Origin of the sequence: Phytopseudomonas flavescens (assembly GCF_900100535.1) — a bacterium.
In the GTDB taxonomy this organism is placed as follows: domain Bacteria; phylum Pseudomonadota; class Gammaproteobacteria; order Pseudomonadales; family Pseudomonadaceae; genus Aquipseudomonas; species Aquipseudomonas flavescens.
Map to the genome: position 1 here is coordinate 1 of NZ_FNDG01000037.1, position 17,753 is coordinate 17,753.

Below are 17,753 nucleotides of genomic sequence, written 5' to 3' on the forward strand. Positions count from 1 at the left end.
CTGTCCGACAAGGTCGGGCGACGGCCGATCCTGATCGCCTTCGGCGTGCTGGGCACGCTGTTCACCTACCCGATCCTCACCACCCTGCACACCGTGCAGAGCTGGTGGGGCGCGTTCTTCCTGATCATGGCGGCGCTGATCATCGTCAGCGGCTACACCTCGATCAACGCGGTGGTGAAGGCCGAGCTGTTCCCCACCGAGATTCGCGCCCTGGGCGTCGGCCTGCCCTACGCATTGACGGTGTCGATCTTCGGCGGCACCGCCGAGTACGTGGCGCTGTGGTTCAAGAGCGTGGGCATGGAAAGCGGCTTCTACTGGTACGTCACCGGCTGCATCGCCTGCTCGCTGCTGGTCTACGTGTTCATGAGGGATACCCGCACCCACTCGCGAATGAACGACGACTGATTCCCCGCCCGCCCCCTCGCTACACGCGGCAGGCGGCCATTGCCGCGCGTAGCGACTCCGCATCCTGGGGGCTGGCGAAGATCAGCTCGAGCCTCGAGTCCTTGCGCCACTCGCTGTTCTGCCAGTGCAGCGCCTGCCCCTCCAGGGCATTGACCGCCAGCCAGCCGGCGTTGGTCTGCAGCACCAGCTTGGCGCGCCGCCACGGCAGCGGCGTCAGCCACTGCTGCACCCGCAGCAGGTCGAAACGCTGGCTGGGGTGCCAGCGCCAACCGATGCTCCAGCCCTCGGGCTGATACTGAACCAGGCAGATCGGCGCCTCGGCGCTGCGCCAGACGGCGACGGGAGGTAACGGGCCATCCGGCAGGGCGCCGCTATCGGTCACGCTGACCCCTACGGCCGCTACCGGCAGCCGGTCGAACGGCAACCTGCCCTGGGTGGTCCAGTACAGCGCATGGGGCAGGCTTCGCCGGATGCGCCCACGGGCTGCGTCATCGACCTCTTCGCTCTTGTTCAGCACCAGTAGCCCGGCGTAGGGCAAGGCGTCGCGCTGGCTCTCGGCGAACGGCACGTCGGCGGCCAGGGCAGCGGCGTCGAGCACCATCAGCAGCGGCTGCACGGCCAGCACACCTGCCCAGGGCGCCTGGCGCAGTTGCTCCAGCAGACTCAGCGGATGCCCGAGCCCGGATGGCTCGATGAACAGGCGATCCGGCCTGGCCTTGCGCAGCAGACGGCCCAGGCCGACCTGAAAGGGCAGCCCATTGACGCAGCACAAGCAGCCACCGGCCACCTCGCTGACGCTCAGGCCATCTTCGTCACGACTGAGCAGCGCAGCGTCCAGGCCGACCTGCCCGAACTCGTTGATCAGCACCGCCCAGCGCTGATCCGCGGGCCGCTGCGCCAGCAACTGACGGATCAGGCTGGTCTTGCCGGCGCCCAGCGGGCCGGCGATCAGGTGGGTGGGTATCTGCTTCAACATGGCGCCATGGTGAAGGCTCGACGACACGGAGGAAAGCCCGGCTTGCGATAACCTCGCCACACCCCCTACAGTTCCCCATCATTTTCTGGAGTGTGGAGCGATGCGCCGCTTGTTGCCGCTGGTGTTGTGCTGTGTGTCCGGCCTGGCCTGGGGCGACGCCTGTGTGGTGCACAGCCAGGCCGAGCGACTGGACGTGAAAGTCTGCCAGCAGAACCGCAACATTCCGCCGAACCTGTTCCGCAACGGTTTCTGCAAACCCGAACTCAAGGGCCAGAAGACCCAGGTCAGCTTCGTCGAGCAGTGCCCCAGCGGCGCCTTTGGCGTATGCCGCGGCGCCAAGGTGCTGAACACACCGTACCAGCAGGACATTCACTACTACGGCGTGGCCAAAGACGCCAACTACCTGAAACCTTTCTGCGAGCGGCAGAGCAGAGGGGTGTGGTTCGCTTACTGAGCCCGGGGGCGTCGATCCATTACCTTGGCCACCACCCCGACCTGGATGCCAGCCGCGCCGAGGCGGCACGTACCTGGTCGGTATCGTACTGACAGCCCAGCGTTTCCTGCCAGTCGCTGAACAGTGCTTGTCACCCGATGTGTACGCCGATTAACATGAGAATAATTCTCATGTAATCCTCGGCAACGGATGCCTGCAGGCCTCCAGGGATACCCACGGTCATTTTCGTGAATGGCCTGCCTGCTGCCGGTCGTCTCTGCCACGCAAGCAAGGAATCAGCTGGCATGACCCCCACCGACGTCCCCCGGCAGGCTGCCGAAAGCACCCGGGGCTTCAGCCTCTGGCCATTGATGTTCGAGACCTTCGCCTGCACCGTAGCGGTGATGTCCTTCGTGGTGTTGATCGGCCCCCTGGCCAGGGTGCTGGGCCTGGCACCCTGGCAAGCCGGCGCCACCGTGGCGGTGGTGGGCATCACCTGGGCGCTGCTGGCACGAGCATGGGGCGCCGCCAGTGATCGGCTGGGACGGCGGCGCGTGCTGCTCGGTGGTCTGTGCGGCTTCGTGATTGCCTATACCGCCCTGGCCCTGTTCGTCATCGTCGCCCTTGACCGGCTGCCGCCGGCCTGGCTGGCCTTTGCCGTGATCGTCGTGTTGCGCGGCCTGGCAGGTGCCTTCTACGCCGCCATCCCCGCCACTTCGGCAGCCCTGGTCGCCGATCACCTGGCCCCGGAAAACCGCACCAGGGCCATGGCCAGCATCGGCGCCGCCACCGCGGTCGGCATGGTTGCCGGGCCGGGGCTGGCAGGATGGCTGGCGGTGTACGACCTGCGCCTGCCGCTGTACCTCACCACCCTGCTACCGCTGCTGGCCCTGCTGGTGATGTGGCGCTGGCTACCGCGCAGCGAACACCATGCGCCGCCCGGCAGGGCACCGCTGCGCATTGCCGATGCGCGTCTGCGCCGGGCACTGGCCGTGGGCTTCGCGGCCATGTTCAGCGTCACCGCCGCCCAGGTCACCGTGGGTTTTTTCGCCCTCGATCGCCTGCAGTTGCCCTCTTCCGAGGCCGCACGCAGCGCCGGTATCGCCCTCACTGCCGTCGGCGTGGCGCTGATCCTCTCCCAGGTACTGGTGCGCCTGCTGAACTGGTCGCCGATGCGCTTGATCCGCGTCGGCGGCGTGGTCGCGGCCGCAGGTTTCGGCTCGGTCATGCTGGCCGACAGCTCGGTGCAGCTGTGGGCCGGGTTCTTCGTTTCCGCGGCCGGCATGGGCTGGGTATTTCCCTCGGTGTCGGCGCTGGCGGTGAATGCCGTCGAACCTCATGAGAAAGGTGCCGCCGCCGGCACACTGGGAGCGGCACACGGCATGGGCATGATCAGTGGCCCGCTGCTCGGCACGCTGGTCTACGAGTTCGACAGCGGTGCGCCCTACGCCCTGATCGCGGTTCTGTTGCTGGCCACCGTGCTGTGGCCACACCGCCAGCTGGCGGCGCCATGACGCCCCTCGACGTGCTGCTGGCGCTCGCCATCGGCCTGTTCTCTGCGCCTGCCGGCCCGCGCGCGCACGCTGCGGCTGTCTAGCGGATTGATACTGGCAGAACAGCGTGCCGATGGAAGCCCTGGCCAGCCACGGCTACGCGGTGTATGCCGCGCAGCAGACCCTCGCGGACGACCTACGCATCGCCATGGTCAGCGCGCCGACCTGGCTGGCAGACCGACTGTTGGTGTATGACCGGCTGCAGGCCGGCCAGGTACCGGGCAGCGGCACCGAGGTAGCGACGGCCGGCGAGTTGGGCATGTCCTATGGCGGTTCGGTATCGGGCGCGGTGTGCATGGTCGAGCCGCGTTGCTCGGCGCTACCCCGAGCGAAATCCTGCTTGGCGTGCCGAATGCCTTCGTGCCGGGGTTGTTCGGCCACTACCTGCGCCAGCAGGACGTGATTTCCGCGGCTCCAGTTCGTGCGCGACCAGGACTGGGCCCTACGATAACAGCCCGGTGCGCCAATGGTGGCTGAGCAAGGAAGAAACCTAGCGCGCCGCCTTCGAGCGCTGAGCCGCTCCACCCTCCGCCGTCATACGGCTGTCATGCCCATGGGTTTAACTGAAGGCTCTCTTCGCAGCAGGTCAGGCACCTGCTGCCTTACTCAGCTGCGCTCTTGCGCAGCTTTTTTTTGCCCGACCATCCCTGCCGGCCATCCGATGCAGCCGGCGAGGAAACCGCTGCCGACGATTCCTTTCGCCCTTCCCAGCATTGCAGCGGACAGGCTCAGCCAGCGAACAGCAGGTCCAGGCAGTCCAGCCGTTTACGATAGGAACGCCGGACTTCCAGCGCCTGCTCGAGGGTCACCGCGACGAAGCGGGCCTTCTGGTTGGGCTGCATCTGGCCGACCAGATCGAGGTCGGCGCTGATCACCGTGCCGATCATCGCGTAGCCGCCACCGGAGACCGCATCGCGGTTCAGCACGATGGGTTCGAGCCCGGCGGGCACCTGGATCGAGCCGATGGGGTAACAGCTGTCGACGATGTTCGACGGATCGGAGCCGGCGCCGAAAGGCTGCTCCCGTGGTTGGAAGCTCAGGGCGTTACCGCCCTTGTAGCGGTAGCCGATGCGGTCGGCCTCGGAGCCGACGGTCCAGGTGTCGGCGAAGAAACTGCGTTTCGCCTCGTCGCTCAGGCGATGGTGATAGAGGCCCGTCACCACCCGCAAGGTGACCTCGCCGCCCAGGCCCTGGCGCAGCGCCATGGGCAGGCTGGCGCCGACCCTGCCGCGTCCGCTGGGCGTGCCGACCGGCAAGCGGTCACCGGCTTCCAGGCGCCGTCCCTGGAAACCGCCCAGGCCACCGAGTGCATAGGTCGAGCGGCTGCCGAGCACCGGCGGCACGTCGATCCCGCCGGCCACCGCCAGGTAGGTGCGGGCGCCGAGCCGGGGGAAGTCGAAGCGCAGCACCTGGCCGGCCTTGACCGCGAAGGCGGTGTCGGGCGGTATCTCCACGCCGTCCAGGCGCACCGCCATGTGCGCTCCGCTGACGGCAACCAGCGCCGCCTCGGCGAAGGCCAGCTCGGGCCCCAGCAGGGTGCATTCGAGGGCCGCCGCCCCCGGCGGATTGCCCACCAGGCGGTTGGCCGCGCTGAGGGCGTAGCGATCCAGCGCGCCGGATGGCGGAATGCCCAGGTGGTAGTAGCCTTCGCGGCCCAGGTCCTGCACCGACGTGGCCAGACCCGGCTTGATGACTTCGATCATGCCAGCACCTCCTGCAAGGTTTTCGGGTAGCCGACCGGATCGGCGAGAAAGGCATCCAGGGAAAAGCTCAACGGGTGGATGCGCAGGTCGAAGCGCCCGGCCTCCACCTCGTCGAGGGCCAGGTCGTAGGACGCGCGGTCGATGGGCTTGAACTGCACGATATCGCCCGGCCGGAAGAACACCATGTGTTCCTTCAGGTAGCCGAGGCGCTGCTGCGGATCGTAGATCGGCGCGGGAGTAACGCCGAACATCTGGTAGCCGCCGGCCCCCCGTACCGAGTAGATGCAGCCGAAGCAGCCACCGTGGCCGAGGGTCTGCTTCGGCGTGTCGGTGCGTGGCCGCAGGTACTTGGGCACCTGCAGCTGGCGCTGGCGCTCGACCATCTGGAACATGAACGGCAGGCCGGCGACGAAGCCCACCATGGAGACGAACCACGGCGCACCGCTGTGGGCAGCGATGAACGCGTCGACATCCGCGAGGCCGTTGATCCGTGCCGCGTACTGCAGGTCGGTGGCGTCCGGATCCTGGTGACGATCGCGAAAACGCATCAGCGTCTCGTGGGTCCAGGGGTCGCCATACAGCACCGGGATCTCGATGATGCGGGTCTGCAGGGTACGTTCGGCCACCGCCTCGACCTCGGCGCGGCGCACCGCGTCGAGCAAGGCTTGCGGGGCGATGCGATCGGGATCGAAGCGGATCTGGAACGAGGCATTGGCCAGGCACACGTCCAGCACGCCGTCCAGCTGCAGGCGCTGCACGGCGCGGGTCACCGCCATGCCCGTGAAGAAGGCCTCCAGCGACATGCTCTCGCTGACCTCGGCGAACAGGTGCTCGTCGGCACCGAAGCTGTAACGGATCGGGTCGTTCATGCTGCACCTCCGTGGTGACGCGCCGTCAGCCAGGTTTCCAGACTACCGGTATGCAAATAGGCTGCCTGCTGGCAGAGATGGCCGAGCAGTTGCTTGTGCAGGCCCATGGCCGCGCCCTGAATCGACGAGCGGCCTGGCGACCACCTGGCCGGGATCCGGCGGGTCACCGTCCTCGACGCCACGGACGGTGATGCGGCCGGCAACCTCCGCGCTCAGTTCGGGGAACCGCCTCATGACCTCGAAGAACGGTGCCCCATCGAGCGAGGCCGGGCGATAGAAGAGTCCCGGTACCGGGGGTAATGACGGCGTGCTCGGCCATGTCCAATTCCTCTTGGCATCGTGATGGAAAAGGCAGACGAAGTGGGATGTAACCTGGAACCCGGCGTCTGTGCGCGCGGTATTCGAAGAGCGGCTCAGCCGGGCGCGCGCACCGCGATGCCGGCGCGATCCAGCGCCGTGCGGGTCGCCTGCACCAGGCCCAGGGCACCCGGGGTATCGCTGTGCAGACAGATCGAATCGAACGCGATGGCCAGGTCCTCGCCCTCCACCGTGCGCACGCGGCCACTCTGGCAGGCCCGCACCACGCGAGCCGCCACCGCGGCCGGGTCCAGGGCGCCGACCTGGCGAGTGAAGACGATCGAGCCGCTCAGGTCATAGTCGCGGTCGGCGTAGAACTCGCGGATCACGGGTTGTCCCCGTTCGCCGGCGACACGTTCGAGCACCGAGCCGGGCATGCAGTAGAGCAGCAGGTGCGGGTCGACGCGCTGCAGTTGGTCGACCAGCAGGCGCGCCGCCTCCTCGTCGCGCGCCAGGTGCATGTAGAGCGCGCCATGGGGTTTCACGTGCTGCAGTTTCAGCCCTTGGGCACGGGCCAGCTCGCGCAGTGCGCCGAGTTGGTAGAGCAGGTCGTCGGCCAGTTCGCGGGCGGTGGCATTGATGTGCCGGCGACCGAACCCCACCAGGTCGCGGAAGCCGGGGTGGGCGCCTACCGCGACGCCCAGCCGGGCGGCCTGTTCGAGGGTGCGGCGCATGGTGCCTGGATCGCCGGCGTGGAAACCGGTGGCGATGTTGGCCGAGCTGATGTGGGCCATCAGCGCCTCGTCGACACCATCGCCGATGGTCCAGGGGCCGAAGCCCTCGCCCATGTCGGAATTGAAATCCACCGTGAACATCGCACGCTCCTGGTTCGGGGTCACCTGCATGGCAAGGTAGAATGCCCCCTACCCCTTGGGAAGATCTATTATCAGATAGCCGCTCTTCTGAAAATCAGATAATACTGCCCGGTCTTCCCTTCCCCGGGCCCTGCTCATGTCCCTGACCCTGCGGCAGATCCGCTACTTCGTCGCCACTGCCGAAATCGGCCAGATCTCCCAGGCGGCGCTGCACCTGAACATATCCCAGTCGGCGGTGACCACGGCGATCAAGGAGCTGGAGGCGCTGCTGGGGGTGCAGCTGTTCCTGCGCTCGGCCCAGGGCATGGGCCTCACCGAGGCCGGCCGGCACTTCCTCAACCGGGCCTACGTGATCCTGCGCAGCGTCGACGATGCGCTCAGCAGCCCGCTGCCGGAACAGCGCGCCAGCGGCGTGCTCAACCTCGCCGCCAGCTACACGGTGCTCGGCTACTTCCTGCCGCACCACCTGCAGCGCCTGGCGCACTGGCATCCCGACGTGAGCATCCGGGTCCACGAGCACGAGCGCAGGGTGATCGAGCAGCAGCTGCTGGACGGGCACATCGACATGGCCGTGGTGCTCACCGCCAACCTGACCCATGCCGATATCGTCTCGCAGACGCTGTTCAATTCCGAACGGCGCCTGTGGCTGCCCGCCCATCATCCGCTGTGCCAGCGCACCAGCGTCAGCCTCGCCGAGGTCGCCCGCGAGCCCTACATCCTGCTCACCGTGGACGAAGCCGAACAGAGCGCCATGCGCTACTGGCAGCAGGCCGCTGCGACACCCAACGTGCAGGTGCGCACCAGCTCCGTGGAGGCGGTGCGCAGCATGGTCGCCAACGGCAGCGGCGTGGCCATCCTGTCCGACCTGGTGCATCGCCCCTGGTCCCTGGAAGGCAAGCGCATCGAAACCCTGGCCATCGCCGATCCGGTGACGCCCATGAGCGTCGGCCTGGCCTGGCACCGGGAACGCCAGTTCACCCCGGCCATGCAAGCCCTGCGCCACTACTTCCACGCCGCCTTCCTGGCGCCCCAGCAGTTGTCCGCACGACGTTAGAAGCTGTTCGCGATCTTCGTGCACCTTGGGAACGCCTGTTCCGATCGATCCACGGGAACAAGGCGATAGCAGACCTAGGGTGGATGACGCTCTTTTCATCCACCCCCGCGATCGCAGAGCGGTGGACGGGTCGGGCCGCGTAGGTGAAGCGTCGGCTACGCGCCCCGGTCCACCCTACGAAACTACTTCCACGCTGCCTTCCTGGCGCCTCAGCAGTTGTCCGCGCGACGTTAGAAACTGTTCGCGATCTTCGTGTATCTTGCGAACGCCTGTTCCGATGGATCGACGGGAACAAGGCGATAGCAGCCGTAGGGTGGATGACGCTCTTTTCATCCACCATCGCGATCGCAGAGCGGTGGACGGATCGGGCCGCGTAGGTGAAGCGTCGGCTACGCGCCCCGCTCCACCCTACAAATGACCGCTAACGCCACTTTGCGGTCATCGCGCAGGAACCTGCGGCGAAAGATCGTGAACAGGCGCTTGGCGAACGAGCCGAACCTGGTGTGGCGCCAGCCGTCCACGTAGCCGACCACCACCAATCTGTTAGGCCAGCCAGTCCAGGGTAAGCAACAGACGCCGCTCTCCAGCCGGCAATGCCGGCGAGCGATGCACCAGGCCGCGGTTCTCGTTGCCGACCCAGCGCTCGCCCTTGAGCAGCGCGACATGCCCGCAGCCGATCTGCTCGACCACGGCATGCTGCGCGGGCAACGCCCGCGGCCCACCGAGGTGCTGGCGCGCCATCGCGCCTTCGCGCAGCCATTGACTGCCGGGACCGGCATAGCTGGTGATCAGCCGCAACGGCACACGGTCGACGTGGAAACGCGGACACATGGCGCCATCCAGCGCGCGCAGGCGCAAACCGATGCTGCGGGCGTCGAGCAGACAGGCATAGGCGCTCACCAGCCAGGCCACATCGGCGAGAAACGCCGCCTGGCCAGGGATATCGGCATAGGCGGCGAGCAGGCCGGCGAGTCGCGGCTCGCCCTGTTCGTCGTCCAGATCGATGCTCAGGGACTGGGCCAGCGGCTCACCCTGGGCCAGCAACTGCTCGGCGAAGGCGGCGAGGTGCGCGGGTAGCGCCCGCTGCCAGACCGCCAGATTGACTTCGTCATGCAGCGCTTCGGTAAGCACTTCGATGTCGTCGCGCTGCACCTGCCGGGGCCAGCACCGTGGCTCGAAGGCGAGGATCATGCGGCCGCCTGCCAGGGGCCGAAGGGGTCGGGCAGCAGGCGCCAGGCTTCGGTGCCAGCGGCCATCTCGGCATCGGTGAGCAGACAATCGTCCAGCTCCGCGTGCAGCCGTGCGAAGTCGATGTTCTGGCCGATGAACACCAGTTCCTGGCGGCAGTCGCCGCTGGCGGCATCCCACTGGCGGATGATGGTCTTGAGGCCATCGTCATCCTGGGGCCACTGGCTCTTCGGCACGAAGCGCCACCAGCGCCCGGCCAGGCCGTGGCGCATCAGGCCACCGGCCTGGGACCAGCTGCCGGCCTCCTGGTACTTGCTGGCCAGCCAGAAGAAGCCCTTGGAACGCAGCAGCCGGCCGTTGACCCATTCACGGTTGAGAAAATCGAAGAAACGTTGCGGGTGAAAGGGCCGGCGCGCCCGGTAGGCACTGGAGGCGATGCCGTATGCCTCGCTCTCCGGCAGGTGCTCGCCACGCAGTTCCTTGAGCCAACCGGGCGACGCGGCGGCGTGCTCGAAATCGAACAGGCCGGTGTCGAGAATGGCCGCCAGCGGCGCCGCGCCCATGCTCATCGGCAGGATCCGCGCGCGGGTATTGAGGCCACGCAGGATGGCAGTCAACTCTTCGCGCTCGGCCTGGCTGATGAGATCGATCTTGCTGATCAGCAGCACGTCGGCGAACTCCACCTGCTCGATCAGCAGGTCGCTGATCGAGCGCTCGTCTTCTTCACCGAGGGTTTCGCCACGGCTGGCCAGGCTCCGGGCGGCCTGGAAGTCGGGCAGGAAATTCACCCCGTCGACCACCGTGACCAGGGTGTCCAGGCGCGCCAGGTCGGCCAGGCTCTGGCCCTGCTCGTCGCGAAAGGTGAAGGTTTCGGCCACCGGCAGCGGCTCGGAGATACCGGTGGACTCGATCAGCAGGTAGTCGAAACGGCCGTCACGGGCCAGCTTGCTGACTTCCTCGAGCAGATCCTCGCGCAGGGTGCAGCAGATGCAGCCGTTGCTCATTTCGACCAGCTTCTCTTCGGCGCGGTTGAGGCTGACGCCTTTCTGCACCTCGCTGCCATCGATGTTGATCTCGCTCATGTCGTTGACGATCACCGCGACGCGCAGGCCGTCGCGGTTCCTCAGCACATGGTTGAGCAGGGTGCTCTTGCCGGCGCCGAGAAAGCCGGACAACACGGTTACGGGAAGACGGTCGGGCATGGCGGGTTCCTCATCAGCATCAGGTTCACAGGTCACGTTGGTGGCGTTCGCGCTGTTCCTCGCGTTCTTTCGCCTCGATACACAGGTCGGTGGTCGGCCGCAGCAACAGGCGGCGCAGGCCGATCGGCTCGCCGGTCTCGCGGCACCAGCCGTACTCGCCGCGCGCCAGGCGCTCGAGGGCCTGGTCGATCTTGTCGAGCAGCTTCTTTTCCCGCTCCAGCAGGCGCAGCTGCCACTGGCGCTGTTCCTCGCGGCTGGCCATGTCGACCTCGTCGGACGGCCGCTCCTGCTCGCGCAGGGCGCCGAACTCGTCCTCGATGCGCTGCTGCAGAGCCTGGCGCTGCTGGTGCAGCAGTTCGTGGAAGAACGCCTGCTGCGCCTCGTTCATGTAGGCATCGGCGGGCAGGGAGAGCAGTTCATCGGCTGTCATGGCGGGCTCACTGGATCGACTATAAGTGTTATAACATAACATTTAAAGCCAAATGCCAATGACCTCTCGCAAGGGTGACCGATGAACCACCAGACCCACCTGCCTGACATCGCTGCCCAGCGCAGCGCCGGCCCCGCCGCTACGCTCGACTGGGTCGGCATGCGCGGCATCGCCCTGCCCGTGCGGATAGCGGAGCAGACCCTCAATGCGCGGATCGATGCCGGCGTGAGCCTGGACGACGGCCATACGCGCGGCATTCACATGTCACGCCTGTACCTGGCGCTGGCGGAGCTGCAGCGCGAACCACTGTCGCCGGCTTCGTTGCGCCAGGTGTTGCACGGCTTTCTGGACAGCCACCAGGGGCTGTCGCTGTGTGCCTATCTGGATCTGCGCGGCGAGTGGCTGATCGAGCGCCCGGCGCTGGTCAGCCCACTGTCCGGCTACAAGGCCTATCCATTGACCATCCGCGCGCACCTCGACCCGGGCGGCTTTCATCTGCAGCTGGGGTTGCAGCTGGGCTACTCGTCGACCTGCCCCTGCTCGGCAGCCCTGGCGCGGCAATTGATCCAGCAGCGCTTCAGCGACGATTTCGCCGCGTGCCCGCCGGACTTCGAGCAGGTGCTTGCCTGGCTGGGCAGCAGCTCCGGCATCGTCGCCACGCCGCACAGCCAGCGCAGCGAGGCGAAGATTCGCATTCGCCTGCCAGGCGATGCGAGCACCCTGCCCTTGATCGACCTGCTCGACCGCGCGGAGTCCGCCCTGGGCACCGCCGTACAGACCGCCGTGAAACGCGCCGACGAACAAGCCTTCGCCCTGGCCAACGGCCAGAACCTGATGTTCTGCGAGGACGCCGCCCGCCGCCTGCATGAGGCGGTCCTGGCCATGCCGGGCGTCAGCGGCTTGCATATCCAGGTCACCCACGCCGAAAGCCTGCATGCCCATGACGCAGTGGCCTGCGCCAGCCACAACTGGCGCTGAGACACACAGGGGACGCCTGGCCAGGACGCTGCGCGTTCGTTGCACCTTCAGCGAAGTGACCGCAGTCGGGGCGCGGAGCGCCTCAAAGGTTCCCAAACAGCGCTCGGGAACCCTCATCCTTGTGCAATTCATACCTGCCTAAAACAACCCTTTTTAGTCGGCTGGCGCTCTCCCTGATTGCTGCCAAGGCGGCGCTGTGCCTGACGTTCAGAGAGGCTTGCATATTGCGTATTCTGGTATACCATAATACCTAACACCAACCAGCCAGAGGTGCTGTCATGAGTTTCGAGATTCGCAAGATTGTCAGCTATGTAGAAGAAACCCTGATCGAAGGCGGCAAGGCCACCGACAAGCCGGTCACCATGGTCGGCCTGGCCGTGGTGATCAAGAACCCCTGGGTGGGCAACGGCTTCGTCGAAGACCTCAAGCCGGTGATCAAGGCCAACTGCTCCGAGCTGGGCGAACTGATGGTCGCACGCCTGACCGCCGCCATCGGCGGTGCCGACAAGATCGAGGCCTACGGCAAGGCCGCCGTGGTCGGCGCCGATGGTGAAATCGAACACGCTTCGGCGGTCATCCACACCCTGCGTTTCGGCAACCACTACCGCGAAGCGGTGCAGGCCAAGAGCTACCTGAGCTTCACCAACAAGCGCGGCGGCCCAGGCACCTCGATCCAGATTCCGATGATGCACAAGGATGACGAAGGCCTGCGCTCGCACTACATCACCCTGGAAATGCAGATCGAAGATGCGCCGCGCGCCGACGAGATCGTCGTGGTACTGGGTGCCGCCAACGGGGGCCGCCTGCATCCGCGCATCGGCAACCGTTACATCGATCTGGAAGAACTGGCCGCCGAGAAGGCGCAGTGATCGGGAGCAGGCCATGATTCGGCATCTCGCTGAACGCACTCCCGCCGGCACCAGTTACCGGGTGATCGGCCAGGGCCAGCCCGTGGTGTTGATCCACGGTGTCGGCCTGACCAAGGACATGTGGGGCGGCCAGGTGGTCGGCCTGGCCCAGCATTTCCAGGTCATCGTCTATGACATGCTCGGCCACGGCGATAGCCCGCGCCCGGCGGCGGACACCGACCTGGCCGGTTATGCCGAGCAGTTGCGTGAACTGCTCGATCACCTGGGCCTGGCACAGGCCATGGTGATCGGCTTCTCCATGGGCGGCCTGGTGGCTCGCGCCTTCGCGCTGCACCATCCGCAGCGCATCGCTGCCCTGGTGGTGCTCAACAGCGTGTTCAACCGCAGCCCCGAACAGCGTGCCAGCGTCATCGAACGCACCGCCCAGGCTGCCGAACATGGCCCTGACGCCAATGCCGAGGCCGCGCTGTCGCGCTGGTTCAGCCGTGAATACCAGGCCGCCAACCCGGCGCAGATCGCCGCCATCCGCCAGACCCTGGCCGGCAACGATGCCCAGGGCTATCTGACCACCTATACGCTGTTCGCCACTCAGGACATGTATCGCGCCGACGACCTGGCCGAGATCCGCGTGCCGACCCTGATCGCCACCGGTGAGCTCGATCCGGGCTCGACGCCGCAGATGGCCGAACGGCTGGCGCAGCGCATTCCAGGTGCCAGAGCCGTGGTGCTGGCCGAACAACGGCATATGATGCCGGTGGAATCGCCGCGCCTGGTCAACCAGATGCTGCTGGAATTTCTCGGAGAAGCCAGCCAACTGCAGAACACTGCAAAGGGGATCGTCGCATGACACTCGCACGCTATCAGATGTGCATTGACGGCCAGTGGCTCGACGCGCAGTCCGGCAAGACCTTCGAGAGCCTCGACCCGGCCCGCGCGCAGGCCTGGGCGGTGCTCCCGGATGCCGGCGGCGAAGACGTCGAGCGCGCCGTGCAGGCCGCTCAGGCGGCGTTCGACAGCCCGGCCTGGCGCAACCTGAGCGCCACCGCGCGGGGCAAACTGCTGCGTCGCCTCGGTGACCTGATCGCCGAGAACAAGGAAGCCCTGGCCCAGCTGGAGAGCCGTGACAACGGCAAGCTGATCCGCGAAACCCGCGGCCAGGTCGGCTACCTGCCGGAATTCTTCCACTACACCGCGGGCCTGGCCGACAAGCTCGAAGGCGGCACCCTGCCCCTCGACAAGCCGGACATGTTCGCCTACACCAGCCACGAGCCGATTGGCGTGGTGGCCGGGATCATCCCCTGGAACAGTCCGCTGTACCTGACCGCGATCAAGCTCGCGCCAGCTCTGGCGGCGGGCAACACCATCGTGCTCAAGCCCTCGGAACATGCCTCGGCGACCATTCTCGAGCTGGCCCGTCTGGCACTCGAGGCGGGCTTCCCGGCCGGCGTGGTCAACGTGGTCACTGGCTACGGGCCGACCACCGGCGCGGCCCTGACCAGTCATCCGCTGGTACGCAAGATCGCCTTCACCGGCGGCGCCGCCACCGCCCGCCATGTGGTGCGCGCCAGTGCGGAGAATTTCGCCAAGCTGTCGCTGGAACTGGGCGGCAAGTCGCCGAACATCATCTTCGCCGACGCCGATCTCGACAGCGCCGTGAACGGCGTGGTCGCCGGCATCTACGCCGCCTCCGGGCAGAGTTGCGTGGCCGGGTCGCGGCTGCTGGTGCAGGACAGCATCTACGACGAATTCGTCGAACGCCTGGTCGAACGCGCCAAGCGCATCCGCATCGGCAACCCGCAGGACGACGCCAGCGAGATGGGCCCCATGGCCACCGCCCAGCAACTGGCCGTGGTCGAGCGCCTGGTCGCCACTGCCGTCGCCGAAGGCGCGACGTTGCGCCTGGGTGGCAAACGCCCCGAGGTCGACGGCGAAGGCTGGTACTACGAGCCGACCCTGTTCGAGTGCGACGACCATTCGATGACCATCATGCAGGAAGAAGTCTTCGGCCCCGTGGCCTCGGTGATCCGCTTCAAGGACGAAGCCGAAGCGCTGGCCATGGCCAACGACTCGCAGTTCGGCCTTGCCGCCGGTATCTGGACCCGCGACCTTGGCCGCGCCCATCGCCTGGCCAAAGGCGTGCGATCAGGCATCATATGGGTCAACACCTACCGTGCCGTATCGGCCATGGCGCCGATCGGCGGCTTCAAGAACAGCGGCTACGGCCGTGAAAGCGGCATCGACTCGGTACTCGCCTACACCGAACTGAAAACGGTGTGGATCAACCTGTCGCAAGCGCCGATGCCCGACCCGTTCGTGATGCGCTGAGCGCATCGAGGAAAGTACACATGATCGAACCCGGACTGTACAAATCCGTCATGGCCGCCTTCCCCTCGGGAGTGACCATCGTCACCACCCTGGGCCCGGATGGCGGCATCGTCGGCATCACCGCCAGCGCCTTCAGCGCGCTGTCGATCGACCCTGCCCTGGTGCTGTTCTGCCCCAACTACAGCTCCGACTCCTACCCGGTGCTGCGCGACAGCAAGCGCTTCGCCATCCACCTGCTGTCCGCCGAGCAGCAGGCCGAAGCCTATGCCTTCGCCGGCAAGGGCAAGGACAAGGCCGCAGGCATCGAATGGACGCTCAGCGAGCAGGGCAACCCACTGCTGAACAACGCTGCGGCGATCATCGAGTGCGAGCTGTGGCGCGAGTACGACGGCGGTGACCACGCCATCATGGTCGGTGCCGTGAAGAACCTGATTCTGCCCGAGGTCGCCCCGGTGCCGATGATCTATCACCGCGGCAAGCTCGGCGCACTTCCGGCGTTGGCCTGATCGACTTGGCTTCGGCGAGAACCTAAACCACCTTTGTAGGGTGGACCGGGGCGCGTAGCCGACGCCTCATCTACGCGGCCCGACCCGTCCACCGCTCTGCAATCGCAATGGTGGACAAAAAAAGCGTTGTCCACCCTACGATCCTGAACAGGCTCTAGGTTCCTCGCCGGTAGCGGTAAGAATTCCTCTTTTTACGGCCGCGTTCACTCACCCTCGAGCGCGGCCTGTTTTATTTCGGAGTCGCCATGACACCTGAAGCGTCGCGTCTGTTTCGTCAGTACGCCTACCTCGATGGCCAGTGGTTGGCCGCCGATGGCGGCGGCTCTCAGTCCATCTTCAACCCCGCCAATGGCGAAGAGATCGGCCGGGTACCCGACATGGGCAGCGCCGAAGCCCAGCGCGCCATCTCCGCCGCCAACGCTGCCTGGCCAGCCTGGCGTGCGTGCACCGCCAAGGAACGCAGTACGGTGCTCAAGCGCTGGCATGCGCTGATCCTGGAAAACGCCGACGCACTGGCCGAGATCCTCACCCTGGAACAAGGCAAGCCGCTGGCCGAAGCCAGGGGCGAAGTGCTCTACGCCGCCAGCTTCATCGAGTGGTTCGCCGAGGAAGCCAAGCGCATCTATGGCGACACCATTCCCAGCCACAAGCCCGATGCACGCATCGTCGTGACCAAGGAGCCGATTGGCGTGGTCGCAGCCATCACGCCGTGGAATTTCCCGGCGGCGATGATCACCCGCAAGGTCGGCCCGGCGTTGGCCGCCGGTTGCCCGTGCATCGTCAAGCCGGCACCGGAAACGCCGTTCTCCGCACTGGCGCTGGCGGTGCTCGCCGAGGAAGCGGGCATTCCCCCTGGCATCTTCAACGTGATCACCGGCGACGCAGTGGCCATCGGCAACGAACTGTGCGCCAGCGCCACGGTGCGCAAGCTGTCGTTCACCGGCTCCACGCCGATCGGCAAGCTGTTGATGCAGCAGTGCGCCAGCACCCTGAAAAAGGTCTCCCTGGAACTGGGCGGCAATGCACCGTTCATCGTCTTCGACGATGCCGATCTGGAGCGTGCGGTGGACGGCGCGCTGATCGCCAAATTCCGCAATGCCGGGCAGACCTGCGTATGCGTGAACCGCTTTCTGGTTCAGGACGGTATCCATGACGCCTTCGTGGCCCGCCTGGCCGAGCGCGTAGGCGAGCTGAAGGTCGCCGATGGTTTTACCGAAGGCGCGCAACAGGGCCCGCTGATCAATGAGCGGGCTGTGGATAAAGTCGCTGATCACGTCGCCGACGCCCTGGGCAAGGGCGCCAGGCTGGTCTGCGGCGGCGAGCGTCACGCACTGGGCCACGGTTTCTATCAGCCCACGGTACTGGCCGAGGTCACCACCGGCATGAAGGTCGCACGCGAGGAAACCTTCGGCCCACTGGCCGCTGTGTTCCGTTTCCGCGACGAAGCCGAAGCGCTACATATGGCCAACGATACCGAGTTCGGCCTGGCCGCTTATTGCTACACCCGCGACCTCGGCCGAGCCTGGCGCATGAGCGAGGGCTTGGAGTACGGCATGGTCGGCATCAACGAAGGGCTGATTTCCACCGAAGTGGCGCCGTTCGGCGGCATCAAGGCGTCGGGCCTGGGCCGCGAAGGTTCGCACTATGGCATCGACGATTATCTGGAAATCAAATACACCCTGATGGGTGGGCTTTGAGGTTAAGGCGACAGGGTTAAGGCGATAGCAGTCATTTGTAGATACCGTCTTGCCCGTTACCTTGCAAGCGCCAATTCGGCATCAAAAGGCATTCCCGATTTCAGCACGCCGTAGGCGATACACAGCAACTTGCGCATCGCCGCGCAGACGATCTGTTTGCCGGTTTTGCCTTTGGCTCTCATGCGCTCGGCCATTGCCCGTATCGCCGCGTTATGCGTTATGGACACCAAGCCGGGCATATACAGCCCTGCGCGTAAGATGGCCGAGCCGGTGCGAGATATCCGTGTTTGGCCTTTGAATTTCCCGGACTCCTGTAGCCTGGGATTGAGCCCCGCATAGGCCGTCACAGCACGGCTGCTGTCAAACCTGTGCAGATCGCCCAGTTCGGCCAGC

At 66.2% G+C, this 17,753-nt stretch carries 20 protein-coding genes; 11 read left to right on the forward strand and 9 right to left on the reverse strand.

Features of this window, described 5'->3' with window-relative positions:
- A partial coding sequence (locus BLR94_RS26595) for an MFS transporter (protein ID WP_139207526.1) occupies window positions 1-405 on the forward strand: 405 nt, incomplete at its 5' end.
- Window positions 406-424: 19 nt separating this feature from the next.
- Here BLR94_RS26595 and BLR94_RS26600 read toward each other — a convergent pair.
- A complete protein-coding gene (locus tag BLR94_RS26600; RefSeq protein ID WP_084308947.1) occupies window positions 425-1,381 on the reverse strand; it encodes a CobW family GTP-binding protein in 957 nt (318 codons plus the stop codon).
- A gap of 100 nt (window positions 1,382-1,481) precedes the next feature.
- Between BLR94_RS26600 and BLR94_RS26605 the strand changes: the two genes are divergently transcribed.
- The 3 genes from BLR94_RS26605 (at window position 1,482) to BLR94_RS26615 (ending at window position 3,770) form a co-directional block, all read left to right on the forward strand.
- The gene (locus BLR94_RS26605; protein WP_084308948.1) at window positions 1,482-1,835 is read left to right on the forward strand and encodes an NADH:ubiquinone oxidoreductase; all 354 of its coding nucleotides are present in this window, start codon (window positions 1,482-1,484) and stop codon (window positions 1,833-1,835) included.
- Window positions 1,836-2,119: 284 nt separating this feature from the next.
- The gene (locus BLR94_RS26610; protein ID WP_084308949.1) at window positions 2,120-3,328 is read left to right on the forward strand and encodes an MFS transporter; all 1,209 of its coding nucleotides are present in this window, start codon (window positions 2,120-2,122) and stop codon (window positions 3,326-3,328) included.
- A 106-nt stretch (window positions 3,329-3,434) separates the two neighbouring features.
- Window positions 3,435-3,770 (forward strand): hypothetical protein, encoded by a 336-nt coding sequence (locus BLR94_RS26615; RefSeq protein WP_139207527.1) that lies wholly within the window; start codon window positions 3,435-3,437, stop codon window positions 3,768-3,770.
- A 325-nt stretch (window positions 3,771-4,095) separates the two neighbouring features.
- Here the strand turns inward: BLR94_RS26615 and BLR94_RS26620 are convergent, their stop codons facing one another.
- From BLR94_RS26620 to BLR94_RS26635, 4 genes are all read right to left on the reverse strand, one after another.
- On the reverse strand, window positions 4,096-5,070 hold the full coding sequence (locus BLR94_RS26620; protein WP_084308951.1) for a 5-oxoprolinase subunit C family protein: 975 nt from the start codon (window positions 5,068-5,070) through the stop codon (window positions 4,096-4,098).
- A complete protein-coding gene (locus BLR94_RS26625; RefSeq protein ID WP_084308952.1) occupies window positions 5,067-5,939 on the reverse strand; it encodes a 5-oxoprolinase subunit B family protein in 873 nt (290 codons plus the stop codon). Before BLR94_RS26625 ends, BLR94_RS26620 begins: the two co-directional genes overlap by 4 nt.
- On the reverse strand, window positions 5,936-6,106 hold the full coding sequence (locus tag BLR94_RS27640; protein WP_167359817.1) for a hypothetical protein: 171 nt from the start codon (window positions 6,104-6,106) through the stop codon (window positions 5,936-5,938). The genes BLR94_RS26625 and BLR94_RS27640 overlap by 4 nt, the downstream gene beginning before the upstream one ends.
- A gap of 246 nt (window positions 6,107-6,352) precedes the next feature.
- The gene (locus BLR94_RS26635; RefSeq protein WP_084308953.1) at window positions 6,353-7,111 is read right to left on the reverse strand and encodes a 5-oxoprolinase subunit PxpA; all 759 of its coding nucleotides are present in this window, start codon (window positions 7,109-7,111) and stop codon (window positions 6,353-6,355) included.
- 136 nt (window positions 7,112-7,247) lie between these two features.
- Here BLR94_RS26635 and BLR94_RS26640 point away from each other — a divergent pair, with 136 nt between their 5' ends.
- Window positions 7,248-8,165: a LysR family transcriptional regulator gene (locus BLR94_RS26640; protein WP_084308954.1), complete on the forward strand. Its 918-nt coding sequence runs from the start codon at window positions 7,248-7,250 to the stop codon at window positions 8,163-8,165.
- 543 nt (window positions 8,166-8,708) lie between these two features.
- Here the strand turns inward: BLR94_RS26640 and BLR94_RS26645 are convergent.
- Genes BLR94_RS26645 through dksA form a run of 3 tightly spaced genes read right to left on the reverse strand, consistent with a single transcriptional unit; the run spans window position 8,709 to window position 10,985 of the window.
- A complete protein-coding gene (locus tag BLR94_RS26645; protein WP_084308955.1) occupies window positions 8,709-9,356 on the reverse strand; it encodes a DUF1826 domain-containing protein in 648 nt (215 codons plus the stop codon).
- A complete protein-coding gene (gene zigA, locus BLR94_RS26650) occupies window positions 9,353-10,555 on the reverse strand; it encodes a zinc metallochaperone GTPase ZigA (protein ID WP_084308956.1) in 1,203 nt (400 codons plus the stop codon). Before zigA ends, BLR94_RS26645 begins: the two co-directional genes overlap by 4 nt.
- A gap of 25 nt (window positions 10,556-10,580) precedes the next feature.
- Entirely contained in the window at window positions 10,581-10,985 is a 405-nt protein-coding gene (gene dksA / locus BLR94_RS26655) for an RNA polymerase-binding protein DksA (protein ID WP_084308957.1), read from the reverse strand.
- Between the two features lie 81 nt (window positions 10,986-11,066).
- Here dksA and folE2 point away from each other — a divergent pair, with 81 nt between their 5' ends.
- The 6 genes from folE2 (at window position 11,067) to BLR94_RS26685 (ending at window position 17,360) form a co-directional block, all read left to right on the forward strand.
- Entirely contained in the window at window positions 11,067-11,963 is an 897-nt protein-coding gene (gene folE2 / locus BLR94_RS26660; RefSeq protein WP_084308958.1) for a GTP cyclohydrolase FolE2, read from the forward strand.
- Window positions 11,964-12,241: 278 nt separating this feature from the next.
- Window positions 12,242-12,832 (forward strand): amino acid synthesis family protein, encoded by a 591-nt coding sequence (locus BLR94_RS26665; RefSeq protein WP_084308959.1) that lies wholly within the window; start codon window positions 12,242-12,244, stop codon window positions 12,830-12,832.
- A gap of 13 nt (window positions 12,833-12,845) precedes the next feature.
- Window positions 12,846-13,679, forward strand: a complete 834-nt coding sequence (locus BLR94_RS26670) for an alpha/beta fold hydrolase (RefSeq protein ID WP_084308960.1) — start codon at window positions 12,846-12,848, stop codon at window positions 13,677-13,679.
- Window positions 13,676-15,157, forward strand: coding sequence for an aldehyde dehydrogenase (locus BLR94_RS26675; RefSeq protein WP_084308961.1), 1,482 nt, complete (start codon window positions 13,676-13,678; stop codon window positions 15,155-15,157). The genes BLR94_RS26670 and BLR94_RS26675 overlap by 4 nt, the downstream gene beginning before the upstream one ends.
- A gap of 20 nt (window positions 15,158-15,177) precedes the next feature.
- Entirely contained in the window at window positions 15,178-15,663 is a 486-nt protein-coding gene (locus tag BLR94_RS26680; RefSeq protein WP_084308962.1) for a flavin reductase family protein, read from the forward strand.
- 245 nt (window positions 15,664-15,908) lie between these two features.
- Window positions 15,909-17,360 carry an NAD-dependent succinate-semialdehyde dehydrogenase gene (locus tag BLR94_RS26685; RefSeq protein WP_084308963.1) on the forward strand — a complete coding sequence of 484 codons (1,452 nt, stop codon included), beginning with the start codon at window positions 15,909-15,911 and terminating at the stop codon, window positions 17,358-17,360.
- 56 nt (window positions 17,361-17,416) lie between these two features.
- Here the strand turns inward: BLR94_RS26685 and BLR94_RS26690 are convergent.
- On the reverse strand, window positions 17,417-17,753 hold a 337-nt coding region (locus BLR94_RS26690; RefSeq protein ID WP_139207512.1), incomplete at its 5' end, for a transposase.